The 20517-nt window shown below is 35.7% G+C and carries 17 protein-coding genes and 2 pseudogenes; 6 read left to right on the plus strand and 13 right to left on the minus strand.

Annotation, left to right across the window (positions count from 1 at the left end):
* Window positions 1–14: 14 nt before the first annotated feature.
* On the plus strand, window positions 15–1652 hold the full coding sequence (gene groL, locus CIGNP91_RS00325) for a chaperonin GroEL (protein WP_086232376.1): 1638 nt from the start codon (window positions 15–17) through the stop codon (window positions 1650–1652).
* Between the two features lie 919 nt (window positions 1653–2571).
* Here the strand turns inward: groL and CIGNP91_RS00330 are convergent.
* The 13 genes and pseudogenes from CIGNP91_RS00330 to CIGNP91_RS00390 form a co-directional block, all read right to left on the minus strand.
* Window positions 2572–3111, minus strand: coding sequence for a GNAT family N-acetyltransferase (locus tag CIGNP91_RS00330; protein ID WP_086253061.1), 540 nt, complete (start codon window positions 3109–3111; stop codon window positions 2572–2574).
* Window positions 3104–3316, minus strand: a complete 213-nt coding sequence (locus CIGNP91_RS00335; RefSeq protein ID WP_086253062.1) for a hypothetical protein — start codon at window positions 3314–3316, stop codon at window positions 3104–3106. The genes CIGNP91_RS00330 and CIGNP91_RS00335 overlap by 8 nt, the downstream gene beginning before the upstream one ends.
* Window positions 3317–3326: 10 nt before the next feature.
* Window positions 3327–4292 (minus strand): ketoacyl-ACP synthase III, encoded by a 966-nt coding sequence (locus CIGNP91_RS00340; protein ID WP_086253063.1) that lies wholly within the window; start codon window positions 4290–4292, stop codon window positions 3327–3329.
* Window positions 4293–4336: 44 nt separating this feature from the next.
* Window positions 4337–5095, minus strand: coding sequence for an SDR family NAD(P)-dependent oxidoreductase (locus CIGNP91_RS00345; protein ID WP_086253064.1), 759 nt, complete (start codon window positions 5093–5095; stop codon window positions 4337–4339).
* The gene (locus CIGNP91_RS00350; RefSeq protein WP_086227762.1) at window positions 5085–5786 is read right to left on the minus strand and encodes a CDP-alcohol phosphatidyltransferase family protein; all 702 of its coding nucleotides are present in this window, start codon (window positions 5784–5786) and stop codon (window positions 5085–5087) included. The genes CIGNP91_RS00345 and CIGNP91_RS00350 overlap by 11 nt, the downstream gene beginning before the upstream one ends.
* A complete protein-coding gene (locus CIGNP91_RS00355; RefSeq protein WP_086253065.1) occupies window positions 5783–6508 on the minus strand; it encodes a hypothetical protein in 726 nt (241 codons plus the stop codon). The genes CIGNP91_RS00350 and CIGNP91_RS00355 overlap by 4 nt, the downstream gene beginning before the upstream one ends.
* A 1-nt stretch (window position 6509) precedes the next feature.
* The gene (locus CIGNP91_RS00360) at window positions 6510–6737 is read right to left on the minus strand and encodes a phosphopantetheine-binding protein (RefSeq protein ID WP_086224063.1); all 228 of its coding nucleotides are present in this window, start codon (window positions 6735–6737) and stop codon (window positions 6510–6512) included.
* A complete protein-coding gene (locus tag CIGNP91_RS00365; RefSeq protein ID WP_086253066.1) occupies window positions 6730–8202 on the minus strand; it encodes an amino acid adenylation domain-containing protein in 1473 nt (490 codons plus the stop codon). Before CIGNP91_RS00365 ends, CIGNP91_RS00360 begins: the two co-directional genes overlap by 8 nt.
* A gap of 101 nt (window positions 8203–8303) precedes the next feature.
* The gene (gene rpoD / locus CIGNP91_RS00370) at window positions 8304–10166 is read right to left on the minus strand and encodes an RNA polymerase sigma factor RpoD (RefSeq protein WP_086240202.1); all 1863 of its coding nucleotides are present in this window, start codon (window positions 10164–10166) and stop codon (window positions 8304–8306) included.
* A gap of 158 nt (window positions 10167–10324) precedes the next feature.
* Entirely contained in the window at window positions 10325–11779 is a 1455-nt protein-coding gene (gene prpD / locus CIGNP91_RS00375) for a 2-methylcitrate dehydratase (protein ID WP_086253067.1), read from the minus strand.
* A 9-nt stretch (window positions 11780–11788) separates the two neighbouring features.
* Window positions 11789–12916, minus strand: a complete 1128-nt coding sequence (locus CIGNP91_RS00380; protein WP_086241118.1) for a citrate/2-methylcitrate synthase — start codon at window positions 12914–12916, stop codon at window positions 11789–11791.
* The gene (gene prpB / locus CIGNP91_RS00385; RefSeq protein ID WP_086227768.1) at window positions 12913–13797 is read right to left on the minus strand and encodes a methylisocitrate lyase; all 885 of its coding nucleotides are present in this window, start codon (window positions 13795–13797) and stop codon (window positions 12913–12915) included. Before prpB ends, CIGNP91_RS00380 begins: the two co-directional genes overlap by 4 nt.
* Window positions 13798–15704 (minus strand): annotated as a pseudogene (locus tag CIGNP91_RS00390) (propionyl-CoA synthetase); the annotation flags it as partial.
* Window positions 15705–15946: 242 nt separating this feature from the next.
* On the opposite strand from CIGNP91_RS00390, the gene CIGNP91_RS00395 reads away from it, so the two are divergent.
* The 5 genes and pseudogenes from CIGNP91_RS00395 to CIGNP91_RS00415 all read left to right on the plus strand — a co-directional run bounded on the left by CIGNP91_RS00395 (window position 15947) and on the right by CIGNP91_RS00415 (window position 20516).
* A complete protein-coding gene (locus tag CIGNP91_RS00395) occupies window positions 15947–16870 on the plus strand; it encodes a hypothetical protein (RefSeq protein ID WP_086224070.1) in 924 nt (307 codons plus the stop codon).
* 205 nt (window positions 16871–17075) lie between these two features.
* A complete protein-coding gene (locus CIGNP91_RS00400) occupies window positions 17076–18332 on the plus strand; it encodes a major outer membrane protein (RefSeq protein WP_086253069.1) in 1257 nt (418 codons plus the stop codon).
* Window positions 18333–18542: 210 nt separating this feature from the next.
* A complete protein-coding gene (locus tag CIGNP91_RS00405; RefSeq protein ID WP_086224072.1) occupies window positions 18543–19115 on the plus strand; it encodes a c-type cytochrome in 573 nt (190 codons plus the stop codon).
* Window positions 19116–19130: 15 nt separating this feature from the next.
* Window positions 19131–19265 (plus strand): annotated as a pseudogene (locus tag CIGNP91_RS00410) (major outer membrane protein); the annotation flags it as partial.
* A gap of 132 nt (window positions 19266–19397) precedes the next feature.
* Complete coding sequence (locus CIGNP91_RS00415; RefSeq protein WP_086224073.1) at window positions 19398–20516, plus strand: ABC transporter substrate-binding protein; 1119 nt, start codon at window positions 19398–19400, stop codon at window positions 20514–20516.
* Window position 20517 lies beyond the last annotated feature (1 nt).

The raw sequence follows: 20517 nt of genomic DNA on the forward strand, positions 1-20517 counted from the left end.
AAAAAGGATAGAAAATGGCAAAAGAGATTATATTTGCAGATGATGCTAGAAATAGATTATATAATGGCGTTAAAAAATTAAGCGATGCGGTTAAAGTAACAATGGGTCCAAGAGGTCGCAATGTGCTTTTACAAAAAAGTTTTGGTGCGCCAACAATAACAAAAGATGGCGTTAGCGTGGCTAAAGAGATTGAACTAGCTGATACTATAGAAAATATGGGCGCAGGCCTAGTAAGAGAAGTAGCTAGCAAAACCAACGATGAAGCCGGCGATGGCACTACTACAGCTACTGTTTTGGCTCATGCTATATTTAAAGAAGGTTTAAGAAATATCACAGCTGGAGCAAATCCAATCGAAGTAAAAAGAGGTATGGATAAATTCGCTACTGCGGTGATAAACGAGCTTAAAAACGCATCTAAAAAAGTAGAAGGCAAAAAAGAAATCGCTCAAGTAGCTACAATCTCAGCTAATAGCGACACAAGCGTTGGTGATCTAATAGCCGAAGCTATGGAAAAAGTAGGCAAAGATGGAGTTATCACAGTTGAAGAGGCTAAATCAATCAATGATGAGTTAAATGTAGTTGAGGGTATGCAGTTTGATAGAGGCTATCTAAGCCCATATTTCATCACAAATGCAGAGAAAATGCAAGTTGAGCTAAGTAGCCCATTTATACTATTATTTGATAAAAAAATATCAAATTTAAAAGATCTTTTACCAGTTTTAGAACAAATCCAAAAAACAGGCAAACCTCTACTAATCATCGCCGAAGATATAGAGGGTGAGGCTTTAGCAACTTTAGTTGTCAATAAACTTCGTGGTGTGCTAAATATCTCAGCAGTTAAAGCGCCTGGCTTTGGTGATAGAAGAAAAGCTATGCTAGAAGATATCGCTATTTTAACTGGTGGTGAAGTAATTAGCGAAGAGCTAGGTAGAACTTTGGAGAGTGCTAGCTTAAATGATCTAGGTCAAGCTGATAGAGTAGTAATCGACAAAGACAACACTACAATCGTAAATGGCGCCGGCTCAAAAGAGGCGATAGACGCTAGAATCAGCCAAATCAAAGCTCAAATAGCTGAAACTACAAGCGACTATGACAAAGAAAAACTTCAAGAAAGATTGGCTAAATTAAGTGGTGGTGTAGCAGTTATCAAAGTAGGAGCCGCTACTGAAACTGAAATGAAAGAGAAAAAAGATAGAGTAGATGATGCTCTAAACGCTACTAAAGCAGCAGTAGAAGAGGGCATCGTGATAGGCGGCGGTGCTGCTTTGATTAAGGCTGGAAATAAAGTAGATTTGAATTTAAAAGGCGATGAGCTAATCGGCGCTGATATCGTCAAGCGTGCTTTATTTGCTCCACTTCGCCAAATAGCTGAAAATGCTGGATTTGATGCTGGTGTGGTAGCTCACGCAGTAAGCAGTGCTGATAAGGCAAATTACGGATTTAACGCTGCTAGCGGAGAGTATGTAGATATGTTTGAAGCTGGTATTATAGATCCTGTTAAAGTAGAACGCATAGCACTTCAAAATGCTGTTAGCGTAGCTAGCTTGCTACTTACTACAGAAGCTACAGTAAGCGAAATCAAAGAGGATAAACCAGCTATGCCAGCAATGCCTGATATGGGCGGTATGGGTGGAATGGGCGGTATGATGTAAGCCCTTAAAATATAGAATTTTATAATTCTAACCTCAAAGCTTGGGAATTTTAATTTCCAAGCTTTGATTGCGTGAGATTTGAACTATTTTAAGTTATGTGATTTATATATTATTGATGATTCTTTTAAAATTTAGAATTTAACATAAAAATATTTTATCTATTTCAATTTTTCTATTATTATCCTATATTCTTTATAACTTTTATTGTAAATTTGATAATTAATCATAAAATAAATAAAGTAATAATTAATATTAGCAGTGAGCATTTCTTATGCTTTTTATCATAGATAAATTAGAATATTATATGCTATAATTTTGTTATGGGGATATGCCATAGGGCTGGACCCCTACGGCAAATTCTGTCTCCATAGAAAGGAGAAAGAATAAAATGCTAAAATTTGTATTTGCGATAATTATACTACTTTGTATAATTGTTGTCAAGGCTTATTAGCCTTGCCCCACGAAAGTGGGGAAATACAACCCCCTATGGCTTTAGACAAAACTTCATCTTTTTATGATTTTAGATAAAATCTAAATTTTGATTATCCATAGTAACTTTAATAAACACTAAAACAACGCTAAATTTAAGATAAATTAGAAGATCATAATGCTATAATTTTGTTATGGGGATATGCCATAGGGCTGGAACCCCTACGGCAAATTCTGTCTCCATAGAAAGGAGAATAGTATTTTGTTAAATATTGCATACTTACACATAATTATACTACTTTGTATAATTGTTGTCAAGGCTCATTAGCCTTGCCCCACGAAAGTGGGGATGCAATCCCCCTATGGCTTTATACAAAACTTCGTCTTTTTAGGATTTTGAATATATGGATTATTACTATAAGATTTTTAATCAAAATATATAGCATTTAAAAGCGTAAAAATTATAAGATTAATCCCACGCCATTCCCAATCATGATAAGCCAAGTTTAGCTATCAGGCTATCTCGCATTTGGTAGTAATCATCTTTGTCAAGCTCAAAATATACGCATTGATTATCTGTGTGAGTGGTTTGGAAATTTAGCAATCTTGCCATACGGATGGCCCGTTTGTTTTCTAGTTTGCAATATGCTTTTAACTTTTTAAAACCTAAATTTTCAAAGCCCATATCATAAATAGCGCAGTATGCTCCAAGCGTGATTCTAGCTTCGTCTAGGTGCTGTGGTATGGAGATGATTTCGCCTGGTATTGCTGTGTGAGCTTGCCAATCAATTTGCTGAAAACAAAAATACCCAATAGCTACGCCACCCACAAAAGCCATGTAATATAGTGAATTTGGCTGATTTTGGATAGAGTTAAACCATTTTAATTGCTCTTCTTTGGTTATGTGTGTGCCATTTTGGTTTAGCATTAATTTAGCGATTTTTGGGTCATTTCTCCAATTACGCAAAATCTCTATATCTTTTAGCTTTAATTTTTCGATTTTGACGCCATATCTATTAAATTCACTCATTCATCAAATCCAAAATATCACCAACAATACTTAGTTTTTTTAACTCATCAAATGTAAGTGTATAACCATAATCACCAGCCAACATTACAATTGTACTAATCTTACCCATTGAGTCCCACTCGGCTATGGAGTCTAGCGGGGTTTGCGGTGTTAGAGTCTCATCACATTCTATTACATCTTGAAATTTTGCTATTTTTGTATCCATTTTTATCCTTTTAGATCTCTATTACTGTAGCACTCCATGCAAGCCCAATGCCAAAACCAGCTATTAATACCTTAAAACCTGGTTTTATAGTGCCATTTTCTATGGCTCTTTTTAGGGCAATTGGCACACTTGATGATGATGTGTTACCTATATTTTCTATATCAAAAATTACCTTTGAGCGCTCAAGTTTAAGCGATTTAGTAATGGCTTCTAAAATTAATAAATTTGCTTGATGAAAGACAAAAAAGTCAATATCATCACTGTTTAAATTATTTGCTTTTAGAGTTTGCCTAACTAAATTTGGTACCTCTCTAATAGTGAATAAAAAAACCTCAGGGCCATTCATTGTTAGGGCTATATCTTTTGGATCTTGCCCATTAAATGGACTAGCATAACCTCCATGGTGTTTATACATACTAAAAAATCCACTCCCATCTGTACCGCTAATCACCTGAGCAATTTTATGAGCGTTACTCTCATCAATTATCGTAGCACTAGCTCCATCACCAAAGAGTATCCTTTGAGCCATATCGCTATGCTCAAACATTTTAAAACACATATCAGCTGTACATAGTAGTACTTTTTTAGCGCTATTAGATAGTATTAATGATTTAGCCACTAATAGACCATGAATGTAGCCACTACACGCTATATTTATCTCCATAGCGTTTGTTGTTTTAGGTAAATTTAGCTTATGATGAAGTAGATAGACAGTTGCTGGTTGTAGAAACTCAGGAGATTGAGTGCAAAGCAATAGCGTATCTATATCGCTAAGGTCTATATCATACTCTTTACTTAAATTCAAAGCAGCTTTAGCAGCTAGGTCGCTAGTTAGCTCATCATTAGCAGATTTTTGGCGGCTTAAGATACCAGATTTTTTATAAATTTGTTCGCAGCTCCACTCATCGCTATTAGCTAAGGTTGCAAAATATTCATTATCTACACGCTCATTTGGTAGATAGTATGCAATTTTCATATATTGCTTTCCTTTTTAACACTCAAATTTAGAATTACCAAAGCCTAAATCCCCCCCCCTGAGCTGATTTTAAGACACTCTCCAGTAATTCTACTAGCTTTAGAACTAAGCAAAAACAAAACCGAATCAGCCACCTCTTTAGGTTCAATCAACCCAAGTGGCATTATCTCTTTTAATCGTTCATTTTGAGTTTCTTGAGATATAAATTCGCTAGTAAAGCTCTCATACATTGGTGTATTGACAAATAATGGCGCTACAGCATTTATGCGAACTCCTTTTTTAGAATACTCTTTAGCCAAACTTCGTACAGCTGAATTTAGTGCAGCCTTACTAGCGCTATATACGCTTAGACCAGGCTCAGCACCAAATGCAGCCATAGAGCTAATAGCTACTATACTAGTGTCACCCTTGATATATCTGCTATGCTTTAGTGCAGATTTTGCAAGCGCAAAAAATGTTAATAGATTTATATTTATCAACTCATGCATTTTGGCTAAATTTAGATCACGCAGTAGCATTGGATTGAGAGCTCCAGCGCTATGAATAAAGCCATTTAATTTAAATTTGCTAGCAAATTCAGCCACGGCGCTCTCAATACTATCTAAATTATTAGAGTCAAAAACTGCTACATTATGACTGGTTTGACTTATTAAGCTTAGTTCATTTTTGAGTGAATTTAATCTTTTAATATCCCTACCAAGCAATAAGAGTCTAGCGCCCTTTTTAGCTAGAGTACGAGCTATACATCTACCTATACCTGATGTGGCACCAGTTATGATATAGGTTTTGTCTTTAAAGTCCATCTACCCCCCCCCCTAATTTTTTTTGTATTTTGAAATTCAAATTTAACTCAAAAAGTCTATAAATGATATCTGAAATATATATCATCCCAAGGATATAAAAGCAAATTTCAAACTCACCACTAAATATCCCAAATGCTAAAATCCACGCTAATAAACTCGCATCAATCCCAAGTAAAAACCCACGCTCTAAAAGCCACTTTTTTAACCCAAATCGGTGGATATTTTTAAGCTTTTTTAGACGAGGATGGATAAAATGCTTACAAAATTGCTGATGAAAAAGTAAAATAACACATATAAAGCTCACTAAAAAAGCATTAATATCATATAAATATCCAGCCAAAACTATTAAACCAAACCACGCTATATAATCACTAGCATAGTCCATATAATGACCCAAAGTGCTACTTTGTCCCCTAAGCCTAGCAAGCATTCCATCTGTATGATCAGCTAAGCTATAAATAATATAAAAAATTCCACTAAGAACATTATATCCGTTATAAAGCAAAGCAAAGCTTAGCAAAGTGCAAGCCATACCAAAGATTGTAATTAAATTTGGCGTAATAGCTGTATGCAAGAGTGAAGGCAAGATAAATCTTTGGATTATCAAAACTCGCCAAATATACTCAGTTATATAGTAAGTCGGACGACTCTCTAGGCGCTCAGATTTTTTTAGTTTTTCATCTAAATTCATGGTTCAATTGGTAAAAACTCACCCCAAATTTGGGCTACGCTTTTATATGTTTTTTCTATATCAAAGGCAAATTCATGCGTATTCCACGCATGTCTAAGCACCATTGCCATCTCTACTTCATTCCAAAACTCAGCTAACTTATTAGGCGCTATATCATCAATGATATATGTGCCAAATTTAGCTTTTATATAGTTTTGCAAATGCTCTACTGCGATATTTGCTACCATAAATATAAATATATAATTTGGATCTTTTAAAAGATCTTTTAAATTGGCTTTTAGCATATCTTGAGTTTCTTGTCTATTTTCTCTTATAAGAGTACAAGGATGAGATTTATCACTAAAGAATAGATCAAAAATCGTACCATTAAAAAATCCTAAAATCTCACCATTTGGGCTAACTTTAGGTAAGATCGGGTATAACTTGCAAACTAATGGACGATTGGCGTGAGGATTACAAAGCCCCTTTTTATCGCAGTGAAGCCAGTGTAGGATTATTGTTTGTCCGCCTTTTAATTTAAATTTTTCACTCTTTTTGGCTACTTCCATGCCATTTATAGCACCTGCTTTTAGATACTCTTGATACTCTATATCAAAAAGTGGTAAAGCGATGAAATTTGAGCGAATTAGCTTAAAATTTGGATTAGTAAATCCAGCACAGCAATACCCAGCGCAACTCTCATAGCACTTTGGGGCGTAAATATACTCTTTTTCATAATTCATTTTATACTCCATATGCCTCTTTTATCATCTTATCTAATGCAGCGATACTTTGGAAATTCTCTGCACTTAAAAATTTTGCATCTAAATCCTTCCCATATCGTGCCGCCATAGCAGCAACTAAGGATATAATATCAATGCTATCAATTAGCCCACAATCTAATAAATTTGAGCTATCATCATTAATATCATCTCTACCAATCTCATTTAATAAAATTTTAGCTTCACTCATTTTTTAGTGCTTCCTTGTCAATTTTTCCATTTTGATTTAGTTTGAATTTATTTTTATAGATAAATTTGCGTGGAATCATATACTCTTGGAGTTTTGATTTTAAAAATTCTTTTAAATTTGTAATCACATTAGCACTCTCATAAAATGCAATGATTTGATAATCTTTAAAAATGCACGCAACTCTATAAATATCAGGATGTGCTCCAAGTACTGTCTCAATCTCGCCAAGTTCAATTCTAAAGCCGTTAAGTTTAATTTGCGAATCTTGTCTACCATAATATATCAAATCACCATGTTCATCATATGCTACGATATCGCCAGTTTTATAGATTGGCTCAGCGTAGCTACTTTGTAAAGGATTTTGAATAAAAGCCTTAGCTGTCTTAACTGGGTCGTTATAGTAGCCATAGCTTAGCCCTGAACCTCTAATGTATAGTTCACCTTTTATATTTGGTTTAGTAATAAGTTTCATATCTTCATCAAAGACTAAAAGTTCAGTATTACTAAAAGCCTTGCCAATTGGTAAAATTTCATCATCTCTAAGCTCTCTATTAACCATATAGTATGAGCTTGCTAGAGTTGTTTCAGTAGGGCCATACATATTATAAAATTTAGCATTTTTAATGGATTTTATCCAGTAATTTAGCTGTTTTGTAGGCATCATCTCGCCGCAAGATATTATCATTTTAAGGGATAAATTCGCTCCATTTAGGGCATTAGAATTAGCAAAATATACTAACACACTTGGCACCCAAAGAATGGTAGTAACGCTATTTGTGATTAGATACTCAACTACTTTAAGCGGAAAAGCAAAAATAGAGCTTGGTAAAATATGAGTAGTAGCACCAACAAATGTATTAACATAGATATCAAAAACGCTTAAATCAAAATAAAATGGCGCTTGATTGGCGATTATATGACTATCATCGATTGCTAAATCATTCACACAAGCAATGGTAAAATCTATTAGGCTTTTATGGCTGATACTAACGCCCTTTGGCTCGCCAGTGCTTCCGCTAGTAAATAGCGTATAGGCTAAATCTGTATCAATAATTTTAACACTATTTAGAATGGTTTGATCAGGTTTAAAACCTGGTAAGTCATCAATAAAAATGGTTAATAAATCCAAATTTAGCGCTAAATCCTTGCTAGTAATAAGCAAAGCAGGGCAGAGTGTGCGAATTATTTTATCAATTCTCTTAAGTGGCATATTTTCATCTATTATAGTATAAAAATTACCACTTTTTAACACTCCAAAAAAGCTAATAATAGCCTCAATTCCCTTTGGTAGAATTATTAAAATTGGTGATTTATTGATATTTAAATTTAAAATTTGTGTAGCTAGGGCGCTACTTTTCTCATCTAGGCTAATATAAGTTATAGAGTCACTAGGGGTGATAAATGCTAGTTTTTGCGGCATGGCCTTAGCGCTTTGGCTTAGTATTTTGTGAGCTGAGTTTAGCATATTTTCCCCTTAAAATTCAGAAAATAGGGGGGGGGTAGAGCCTTTAAATTTAATTTTTTGGCATAGTGATTTAAATTTCAAAGCACATAACCCTTGCAAATTTACCCCTCAATATAGTTTTTTAGTTTGCGACCAACTTTTGGGTGTTTTAGCTTTTTGATTGCTGAGCTTTCAATCTGTCTGACACGCTCTCTAGTTACATTTAATTCCTTGCCAATCTCTTCAAGAGTTCTATCGCTCTCATCATCTAATAGACCAAATCTCATTCTAATTACAGCTTTTTCTCTATCATTTAACTGGTCTAAAACTTCATCAATTTGCTCTTTTAAATCAGCTTTTAATATTGCTTCCATCGGGCTTAATGCGCTTCTATCCTCTACAAAATCACCATATTTACCATCATCTTCGCTACCTATTGGAGCTTCTAGGCTGATAGGTTCTTTTGTGATTTTTATAACTTGTTTGACCTTGTCAACACTTAGGCCAACCTCTTTAGCAATAATTGAAACATCTGGCTCTTTGCCTTCTTCTTGGACATATTTTCTATTGATTTTATTAATGCGATTTATGGTTTCTATCATGTGAATTGGAATTCTAATAGTCCTAGCTTGATCGGCGATAGCTCTGCTGATAGCTTGTCTTATCCACCATGTGGCGTATGTGGAGAATTTAAATCCCTTTTTATACTCGAATTTATCCACAGCTTTCATAAGGCCTATATTACCCTCTTGGATAAGGTCTAAAAACGGCAGCCCACGATTAGTATATTTTTTGGCTATGCTGACAACTAGGCGTAAATTTGATTTTGCCATTTTGGCTTTAGCATCATCGCTGATATTTTTGCCTTTTTTGATCTGATTTAAGATATTTTTTAAATCTTTTGGATCTAGGTTAAAGCCGGTTTTGCTCGCTTCTTTGGTTTGAAATAGCTTTTTGATCTCCATATATGTAGATACCATTGTAGCTTCTGGGACTCTAGCTGTTACATCTTCTTTGCTTAGTTTGGTGATATCTTTTAAGATTTGTTGGTGATTTTTTCTTAGTTCAGCGCTAAACATCGGAAGTCTATACTCAAGTCTTTTAAGCTCTTTATCAAAGTCAGTATCGCTTTTTAAAGCAGTTTCAATAGACTTTACAATCTCATTTATTAGCTTGCTTGTTGGGCCTAAATCCATTAATTTATCTTTTAAGACCTTTTTTTTGAATGTTAAATTTAGTTTTGCACTTAGATCAACTTCGTTTTCTATAGAGATATTTTGTTTTGAAGCGATTTTTAGCCAATCTTTTTTAGCTTTTTCAAGTGCTTTAAAGCTCTCTATTACCTTTTCAGCTCTTTTATCAAGCTTTTTAGGCTGTTTTTGTGTCTCATTTGACTCATCATCTTCTATGTAATCCTCTTCGATATCATCGTCATTTTCTTCATCAGTTTCTTCCTCATCAAAGCTTCTAAATAGCTCTTTAACTCGGCGCTCTCTATTGATTAATGGCTCTTTATAGTCTAAGATAAAATCAATTAGATATGGAACAGAGCAAAATGCATCAATGATAATATCTTCGCCTAGTTCGATTTTTTTACTAATTTCAATTTCCTCTTCTTTGCTAAGAAGTGGGATCTGTCCCATCTCGCGCAGATACATACGAACAGGGCTATCTGAGCGACTCCACTCAAGTAGATCGCTCTCGCTACTTAGGTCAAATTCATCCTCTAAATTAGCTTCACTAGCTTTTTGCGGGTCGGTTATAGCGGATTTTTTTGCTTCTTGAATGGTCTTTTGCTTAGCAGCTTCTACAGCGCTTATAAGCTGAATTTTGTGTAATTCAGCTAGGGATTCTATCTTTTTGATCAGTCCTGCGGTTGGGGCTTTGTCAAATAGTCTTACTAACTGCTCAAATGTTACATAGCTTTTTGCATTTTCACGAAATAGCTCTTCAATTTGCGCAAACATCTCTTTGGCTGCACTCATCAAAATATCCTTTGTATAGGCAAAATAAAATTAAGGATTATACCCAAAAATTGATTAAATAAATTTGAAATTAATAAAATAAAATATAAATAAGGTTATAGGATGGATTTTGCGAATTTGGCTTAAATTTAGCCTAGGATTGCTCCTAGGCCTTTAGATTATCCTAGCCAAAATAGATCGCTAAATTCATTGAAATTATAGCTTTCTAAAAGCTTTTGATTATTTACTAAATTCTCTATTATTTGGCAAGTTTTTGGGCTAAATCTTGTAGCTAGATTGGCTTTAAATTTAGCTTTTAATAGTGGAATTCCCTCATCTCTTCTTCTTTTGTGGCCGATAGGGTATTCTACTTCTACTTTTTTGGATTTTGTGCCATCTTTGTAGTAGATTTCAACTGCGTTTGCGATACTTCTTTTATCGCTATCTAGATACTCTTTTGTGTATCTTGGATCTACTTCTACTACCATTTTATCTCTTAGGGCATCGATGCGTGGATCTTTGGCTACGCTATCTTCATAATCATCAGCCACTAATCTACCAAATATCAAAGGCACAGCCACCATATATTGGATACAATGGTCACGATCGGCAGGATTGGCTAATTCGCCGGTTTTATTGATGATTCTATGGCCTGATTCTTGAGTGGTGATAACGATTTTTTCTATCTCATCTAGGCGATCTTTGACCTCATTATGAAGTGCCATAGCACACTCAACTGCTGTTTGAGCGTGGAATTCAGCTGGGAAGCTAATTTTAAATAGCACATTTTCCATTACATACGAGCCAAATTCTTGTGGAATTACTAGCTTTTGACCTCTCATTTTGACATCTTCAAAGCCCCAGAATTTCGCACTTAAAGCTGATGGATAGCCCATTTCACCTGTTTTGGCTTTTAGTGCTAGATCCACCCCACGACTAGATGCATCGCCAGCAGCCCAGCTCTTGCGACTACCTGTATTTGGTGCGTGGCGATAGGTTCTTAAGGCTCCCCCATCTATGAAGGCATTTGATACTGCATTGCGAATTTCATCATAGTTACATCCTAAAAGCTTAGCCGCAACCGCAGTAGAGGCGATACGAACTAATAAAACATGATCTAGTCCAACTTTATTAAAGCAGTTTTCAAGTGCTAAGATACCTTGAATTTCGTGTGCTTTTATCATAGCTTCTAAGACGCTTTTGACCTTTAATGGGGCTTTGCCTTGAGATAAATTTTTGCGACTTACATAATCAGCCACCGCCCAAATAGCACCTAGATTATCGCTTGGATGTCCCCATTCAGCCGCTAGCCAAGTATCATTATAGTCTAGCCATCTTACCATAGCTCCTACATTAAAGGCCGCACGAATCGGCTCAAGTTGATATGAAGTGCCTGGAATTTTGCTACCTAATGGGCGAAATTCCGCCCCTTCAACACTTGGTCCAAGCAGTTTAGCGCAAGCTGGATATTTAAGGGCCAAAATCCCACATCCCAAAGCATCAATCATAGTATATTTAGCCGTTTCATACGCTAACTCACTAGTAATCTCAAAGCTATCAGCATACTTTGCGATTTTACTTAGCAACTCATCAAATTCAGGGCGTTTAGCCTCTAATATTCCCATATTACTCATTTTCTCTCCTTATCTTTGGTGTATTTGTATAAATTTCATTGGCTCAGGCCCTATGTAGTTGCTACTTGGGCGAATGAGCTTGTTATTGGCTCTTTGTTCTTTTATGTGAGCGCACCATCCACTTACTCTACTCATTATAAATATAGGGGTGAAATACTCAGTTGGTATCCCCATAAAGTGATATGCTGACGCACTATAAAAATCCGCATTTGGTGGCAAACTAGGGCGTTTTTCTTTCATTACACCCTCAATGGCTTCACTAATAGCAAATAGCTTGTGATTATTGCTTAGGGCTTTTGACCATTTTTTGATAACGGCGTTTCTAGGATCACCGCCAACTCCATAAACCCTATGCCCAAATCCCATTAATAGCTCTTTATTAGCTAGTTTTTGATTTACTCCATTTATAGCATCTTCTACATTATCAAAGCTAGAAATTAGCCCAAACGCCGCCTCATTAGCCCCACCATGAAGTGGCCCACGAAGAGCACCTATAGCACCAGCAACGGCCGAAAAAATATCGCTTTTTGTAGAAGCACAAATCCTAGCTGTAAATGTAGATGCGTTAAATTCATGCTCAGCATATAAAATTAGTGAGCAATGCATAGCTTTTACAAATTCAGCCGGTGGCGTTTTTTGGTGTAATTTTTCTAAGAAATATCCAGCTATTGTATCTTCTTTACTCTCAAAATCTATCTCTTTACCGCTATTTATATAGTTATGCCAAAAGCAAATAACGCTAGGAAGAACTCCAAGAAGGCGGATAATCTTATCATCTTGATCGCTAAAATCATCTTTTTCAGCTTCTAAAGTCCCAAGCAAAGCAACCGCACTTTGACATACATTCATCGGATGAACGCCTTTTGGTATGAGCTTTAGCATAGCTTTAAGCTCAACGCTAAGAGGGCGAGAGGCTATAATTTTGCTCTTATAATCTTTTAACTCATTTGCGTTTGGAAGTTTAGCATATTGTAATAAATATGCAACCTCTTCAAATTCACAATGCTCTGCTAAATCTTCAATAGCATAACCATAATAATTCAACCCATTGCCAGTCCCGCAAGTACATATCGCACTCTCACCAGCTATAACTCCGGCTAATCCGCCTTGTTTTTTTGATGCTTCGCTGATACTCATTTTTTATCCTTTGCAAATAGTTGGTCTAATTTATTTTCAAATTCATAATAATCTAACATTTGATATAGCTCTTCACGAGTTTGCATGATATCTAAGACATCTTTTTGATGGCCGTTTTTGATAATGCTATTAAAGACTTCAACGGCGGCTTTATTCATCGCTCTATTAGCTGAAAGTGGATATAGCACCAGTTTTATACCTACACTTGCTAGCTCACTTTGGGTAAAATATGGAGTTTTGCCAAATTCAGTTATATTAGCTAAAACAGGCACTTTAAGAGCCTTTGTATACTCTTTATACTCTTCTAAGGTATGGACAGCCTCAGCAAATATCATATCAGCCCCAGTAGCTTCATATGCTAAGGCTCTCTCTAGAGCTTTTTGCTGACCCTCCATAGCGTGTGCGTCTGTTCTAGCCATGATTACGAAATTCTCATCAGTTCTAGCATCTAGGGCAGCTTTTAATCTATCTGTCATTTCAGATATGCTTACAAGCTCTTTATTTGGTCTGTGCCCACAACGCTTTTGAGCTACTTGATCTTCTATATGGCAAGCGGCCGCTTCGGCTTTTATAAGCTCTTTTATTGTCCTAGCTATATTAAAAGCACCACCAAATCCAGTATCAACATCCACCAAAAGCGGAGTATCTACTCTTGAAGTTATGCGTCTTACATCGATTAAGACATCTTCAAGGCCTACAATCCCAAGATCAGGCAGACCATAGCTAGCACTAGCTACGCCACTACCTGATAGATATATAGCTTTTGCTCCAAGCTTTGTAGCTTGAAGGGCGCTATAAGCATTTATAACACCTAATACCGCAAGTGGGTTATTTGAATTTACAGCTTCTCTAAAGCTTTTTCCTGGACTTTTTATACTCATTTTTTCTCCTTTATTATTGGGTAACCTAATGTCGCAATCACCTCTTTACAATGATCTAAGACGCTAGGATCTTCTATTGTTGCTGGAATTTTACATTCAACGCCATCTGCTAACTCTTTTAAGTTTTTGCGCAAAATCTTGCCACTTCTAGTTTTTGGCAAGGCATTAACCACGCAAGCTAATTTAAAACTAGCAACCGCACCGATCTCTTGGCGAATTAGAGCTATGGCTCCATCTACTATTCCTCTATGATCTCTTTCAATTCCTTGTTTTAAGACTATAAATCCCATAGGAACTTCACCCTTTAAATCATCATTTACACCAATTACGGCGCACTCTGCGATATCAGGATGCTTAGATATGATCTCCTCCATCTCGCCAGTAGATAGCCTATGACCTGCTACATTGATGATCCCATCCATCCTACCTAAGACATATACATAACCATCTTTATCTATATAGCCTGTATCGCCTGTGAGATAGTAACCTTTGAAGTGATCTAAATATCCTTTTCTATATCTCTCATCATTTTCCCAAATTCCCATTAAACAAGCCGGCGGAAGTGGTAATTTAAGGCATAAGGCTCCTTTTTTACCAGCTCCTAACTCTTTGCCATTTTCATCAAGGACTTTTAGATTAAATCCCGGCATTGGCTTTGTAGGGCTACCTGGCTTTATAGGCATCTCTTCTAATCCTAATGGATTAGCGGCAATAGCCCAGCCGGTTTCGGTTTGCCACCAGTTATCTACTACTATCTTTTTGGTAACTTTCATTATCCACTTTAGTGTATCACTATCACATCTCTCACCGGCTACGAAGATTGCTCTAAGGCTATCTAAATTATAATTTTTTATTAACTCGCCCTTAGAATCTTCTCGCCTAATAGCACGAAATGCAGTAGGCGCTGAGAACAATACATTTACCTTATACTCATCTACAATTCGCCAAAACGCAGCTGGATTTGGCGTGCGAACTGGTTTGCCCTCATATACTATAGTGGTACAACCATTCATAAGTGGCCCATAAACTATATATGAGTGGCCAACAACCCAACCCACATCACTAGCAGCGAAGAATACATCGCCAGGTTTGGCATTATAGATATTATCCATTGACCACTTCATAGCTACGCTATGACCGCCATTTGATCTTATAACTCCTTTTGGTGAGCCTGTGGTGCCTGAAGTGTATAAAATATATAGCGGATCAGTAGCTAGCACCGGCACACAATCCACGCCTTTGGTTTTCTCTTCTTCGCTCTCCCAATCGATATCACGCCATGGGAGCATATTTGCTCTATATTGTGGTCTTTGCCAAATCAGACAAGTTGTAGGCTTATGCGATGATTGCTTGATGGCTTCATCTAAGATTGGTTTATATGGTATTATGTTGCTTACTTCGATACCGCAACTAGCACTTATCACAACTCTAGGCTTAGCATCTTCGATTCTAGTAGCAAGCTCATGAGCAGCAAACCCACCAAATACCACGCTATGGATAGCGCCTATCCTAGCACACGCTAGCATCGCAATTACAGCTTCAGCCATCATCGGCATATATATCACAACTCTATCGCCTTTGACAACGCCTTTATTTGTTAAGATTCCAGCGACTTTGGCGACTCTATCTCGAAGTTGTCTATATGTATATTTCTTCTTAGTATCAGTAACAGGTGAATCATATATTAAAGCGAGTTGATCCCCTCTGTTATTGTGTATATGCAAATCTAGGGCGTTATAGCATGTATTCATACACCCGCCAACAAACCATTTATAGTGATCCCCACTATCATCTAAAACTTTATCCCATTCATTATACCAATGAACTTTTTGAGCGGCTAATGCCCAAAAATTTTCTGGCTCATTAATGGAGAGATCATAAGACTCTTGATAAGGGCTAGAACTCATAGTAATCCTTTCTTGTTTTGTTAGTGCAATTATAAGGGTTTAAAAAATAAATTAAAATGTTAAATTTTGTTACAATTTGTAAATTTATGCTCATAAAATTTGAAAATTGCATAAAATTTATACAAAATTTAGTTAAAATGTTGCATAATTTAGCAAGAATTTTGAGATAAAATTTGCGTAAAATTTGATTAAATTTTTTAGTATGTTACGATTAGTAACATTTAATAAATATGGAGGTTAAAATGCTAAATGCGATGGAGAGATTTATAATAATATTTGAAAAATCTAAGTTATCAATGAGTAAATTTGCAACAATTTTAGGGAAAGATCGCCGAACTTTACTCTCATGGATAGAAAATAGCGATAAAAAATCCCCAAGCGATGAGGTAAAGTCGCTTATTTGTAGCCATTTTCGTTATAGTAAAGATATTTGGGAGTGCGATGAGAGCGAATTTTATCGCTATATTGATGGGCTTGATGATGGAGATTTACGCCTTATTGATGATGGTTATGAGAATTTACTAAAGTATATTTATGAAAATGAAAATGAAGGCTCGCTGATTTTACACCCTACATTTCCAAATCCAGCATATAGAGATTTTGTAACTAGTAGCGTTTATAAAGATTTTGATAGCGATGAAGCTGCACAATATCGCAAAAAGCGTGGCCTAAAAATGCGTGCATATAGTTTTGGGGCGGCTGAGTGGTATAGTATTAAGTCTTTGTTGGAATTTTGCTTTGCAAATATTGGAAATTTCTATACAAAAGAGCAGAAAATTCAAATTCTAGAGTTGATGATTGTTACTTTTCGTGACAATCTTAATAAATCTATATATTTTTTTGATTCATATGATAAGAAAATTTATGGCCTTGATATGTTTTATCTATCGGTAAATCCTAAAGAAAAACGAATGTTTTTAAAACTTCCTCTTGAGACTGCAATTGTTGAGATTAAAAATAGCGATCTTGTTACTAAAATACACACTCACTACACACACGCTAAAAAATGCCCCACTCATATCGATCCAAAAGATGCAGTTATGATTATGGAGTTGATTTTAAATTCTTTAAAAGATGATGAGAGTTTAGAACAAACCTGCGATAAAATAGATAAATTTAGCCCTTATGGAGCGATTTTTAAAAAGGCAATTAGTAGAAAAGTTTAAAAATTAGTAGATTGATTGTATATAGTATAATTGCGTTATGGGGATATGCTAACACCCATATTTTATAATCAGCCTACTTACTGCTTAAATCGCTATAAAAGAGTAAAATTTGGTAAATAGTCGGTAATAATTTGGCAAAAATTCAGTAAACATTAAGTAAAAAATCATTACAATTCTCAATCCAATATTTTAATAAGGAGATAAAATGAAATTATTTAAACTAAGCTTAGCTGCAATCGTAGCTGCAGGTGCTTTAACAAGCGTAGCGAGTGCTGCATCACTTGAAGAAGCTATTAAAAATGTAGATGTATCAGGTTATGCAAGATATAGATTTGATAGCAGAAACACTACAACTGTTGCAGGACAAAATACTGCAAACGCTCACAGATTTACATCTGATATAGATTTCAAAGCTGCACTAGATGATAACTTCTTTGGTGTTATCGGATTTAGATATGATAGCGTTGATGTGTCTGGTGAGAGAGCTGGCGCTCAAACCAATGTAGGCGTTAATGATAATGGCTTTGGTGAATATGGTCAAACATTCAATGTTCGCCAATTCTACCTAGGATATACAGCGGGTAACACAACTGTCCAAGCTGGTCGCCAAGTCCTAGGTACATTCTTCACTGATGATATGGTAGGTACTGGTATCAAAGTTCTTAATAGCGATATCAGCGGTCTGACTCTAGCTGCTATAGCATTTGATAACCTACAAGGCAATGATGGTGATATGGGTACAAGAAATTTATTTATCGGTTCAAATGGCTCTAATGAGCATGTATATGATAGAAACCTATATGGTGTAGCTGCTATCGGCTCATATGATCCAGTAAGCTTCCAAGCATGGTATGCAGCTCTAGATAGCGTAGCTCAACTATACGCTCTTGATGTAACACTAGGAGCTAACCTAGGTGGCGCTGACCTAAGCCTACAAGCTCAATATGCTGGCTCAAGCGTATGGAGTAATAATGTTAGAACTTCACAAGCTGTACCAGGTTTGACACCATCATTGACACCAGGCGCTGTAGTAGAACTAGATGATGCTCAATTCTTAGCTGTTAAAGCTGGTGCTAAAGCATTTGGCTTTGATGGTAGCGTAGGATATGTAAATATCAATACTCAAGGCAGTGGTGCTTCTCTAATCTCACTTGAAGACCAAGGTGCCTTCATCACAGCTGGTGAGGATCTACTAGACTATACATTGATCGGTGCTGATCAAAGTATCTACTTCGTAACTGCTGGCTATACATTTGCTGATAAAGTAAGAGTAGGTGCTGACTATGTAGGTTCTAGAGCTGAGGAAAGAGGTAATTATGTAGATGCATACGAAGCAGTAGCTAGAGTAGATTATAAATACAGCAAAAAACTTAACTTCAAAACTTGGTATTCATACATTGATAGAGACAACAATGAAGCTGATGCTAAACACCTAAGATTTGAAGCTAGATATAACTTCTAATATAATTAGGGTTTAAATCTCTTGGGGAGCCTAGCTATCTAGGCTCCCTTTTTTATACTTTTTATCCATTAAGTTCAATCACAAATTCAAATTTCTTAAAGTCAAATTTAGATAAAATCATACCTTATAGTTGCTAATTAAAATTTTGCAATGTCTTATAATTGTAGTAATAGTAAATTGATAATAGCATATTAAAACAAAAGGAAAAAAATGAAAATAACAAAATGGGCGATACCATTACTAATAGCCTCAAACCTAATAGCTGCAAATGATAGCTATATAATAGAAGCTGATGGAGAGTTTGGCAAGGAGTTAAAAGCCCTAGTAGAAAAACACGCCAAAGATAATAATCTAAGCGTAAAAGTATATGAAAATAGCAATAAGCAATCATCTAAATTTGATGATGATGAAGATGATAGATTTATAAATATCGGTATAAATAAAAATGCTAATTATAACAGTGATAAAGGTAAAGAGCTATATGAGAAAAACTGCAAATCCTGCCACGGCGAAAAAGGCACTAAAAGGGCTATGTCAGTTTCAGAAAGATTAAGCGATATGAGCGGAGATGATATAGCTGACTCAATGGCTGGATATAGAGGTGATGCTCAGTATGGTGGTAGATTAAAGTATATAATGAGACCTATTGCAATTAGGATGAGTCTAAAAGATTTAGGCCATATAATAGCATATTTAAAAGGTGATAATGCCTTTGCCGTAGATGAGGATGAAAATGATGATATCAAAACTACCCCAACTACTCAAGGTAGCTATTTAGAGTAAATTAATACAAAGGTAATAAAATTAGTTAAACTAAGCTTAGCTGCTATTGTAGCTGCAGGTGCTTTAACAAGTGTAGCAAACGCTACATCACTTGAAGAAGCTATTAAAAATATAGATGTATCGGATTATGCAAGATATAGATTTGATAGTTAAAATGCAAAACTAGCATCTTTTGAAGATGCAGATAAACATAATCATAAATTCAAATTTATTAAAGTCAAATTTAGATAAAATCTTGCTTTATCAATCGAAATTTTGTAGTAAAATATATAAAGGATACAAATGAAAAAGCTTTCATTAATTGCTTTGGCTGCTGCGGTGGCTATTAGCTCAGCTGCTGCTAAAGAGATTAAAATCGGTGTAGTTTTACCTATTACTGGTGCTGTAGCAGCATATGGTCAAACAGCATGGGCTGGTATTAAACTAGCTAATAAATTAGAACCAACACTAAAAAATGGAGATACTATCACTCTAGTCTTAGTAGATAATAAAGGCGATAAAGTAGAGACAGCTACAGCTACTACAAGACTAGTAAGCGAAGATAAAGTAAGCGGTCTAATCGGTGCAATGGTTACTGGTAACACTCAACAAGTATTACAAATCGCAGATGAAAAAAAGGTGCCTATGATAGCTCCAGCCGCCACAGCTGATAAGCTACTAGATCGTGCTAAATACGGTGCTAGAGTTACATTTATGGATTCATTCCAAGGGACTAGTTTTGCTTCATGGGCAGTAAGTCAAAATATGAAAACAGCTGTGTTAGTAGTAGATCAATCTACATCATATTCAATCGGTCTAGCAAGAGCCTTTAAAAAAGAGTTTGAAAAACAAGGTGGCAAGCTACTAAAAGAGTTAAAAATTAGTAGTGGTGATAAGGATTTTAAAGCGATAGTATCACAAATAAATAGTTTAAATCCTGATTTAGTATATATGCCATTTTATCATCCAGAAGCTGCGCTACTAGTACGCCAAGCTAGACAAATAGGGGTAAAATCGCAATTTGCTAGTGGTGATGGTGTATCAAATGACACATTTATCGAGCTTGCTAGCGATGCATCAAATGGATATCTATATACAGATGCATTTGATAGCTCAAACCCACCAACAGCTAAATCAAAAGCCTTTGTAGAAGCATATGCAAAAGAAAATGGAGATAACAATGTCCCTGGATTTACAGCACTTGGTGCTGACTCATACTATTTAATGATAGATGCGATGAATAGATGTGCTGATGGGGCTGATAGAGAGTGCGTAAATAAAGAGATCAAAAATAGCAAAAACTTTGAAGGCGTATCAGGTATAATCAATATAGATAAAAAAGGCAACGCAGAACGCTCAATAGTAATCAAAGAGATTGCTGGTGGCAAAGCGATGTATAAAGATACTGTAAATCCTAAGTAAT

The sequence above is a fragment of the Campylobacter sp. P091 genome, assembly GCF_002138935.1.
GTDB classification, from domain to species: Bacteria; Campylobacterota; Campylobacteria; order Campylobacterales; family Campylobacteraceae; genus Campylobacter; species Campylobacter devanensis.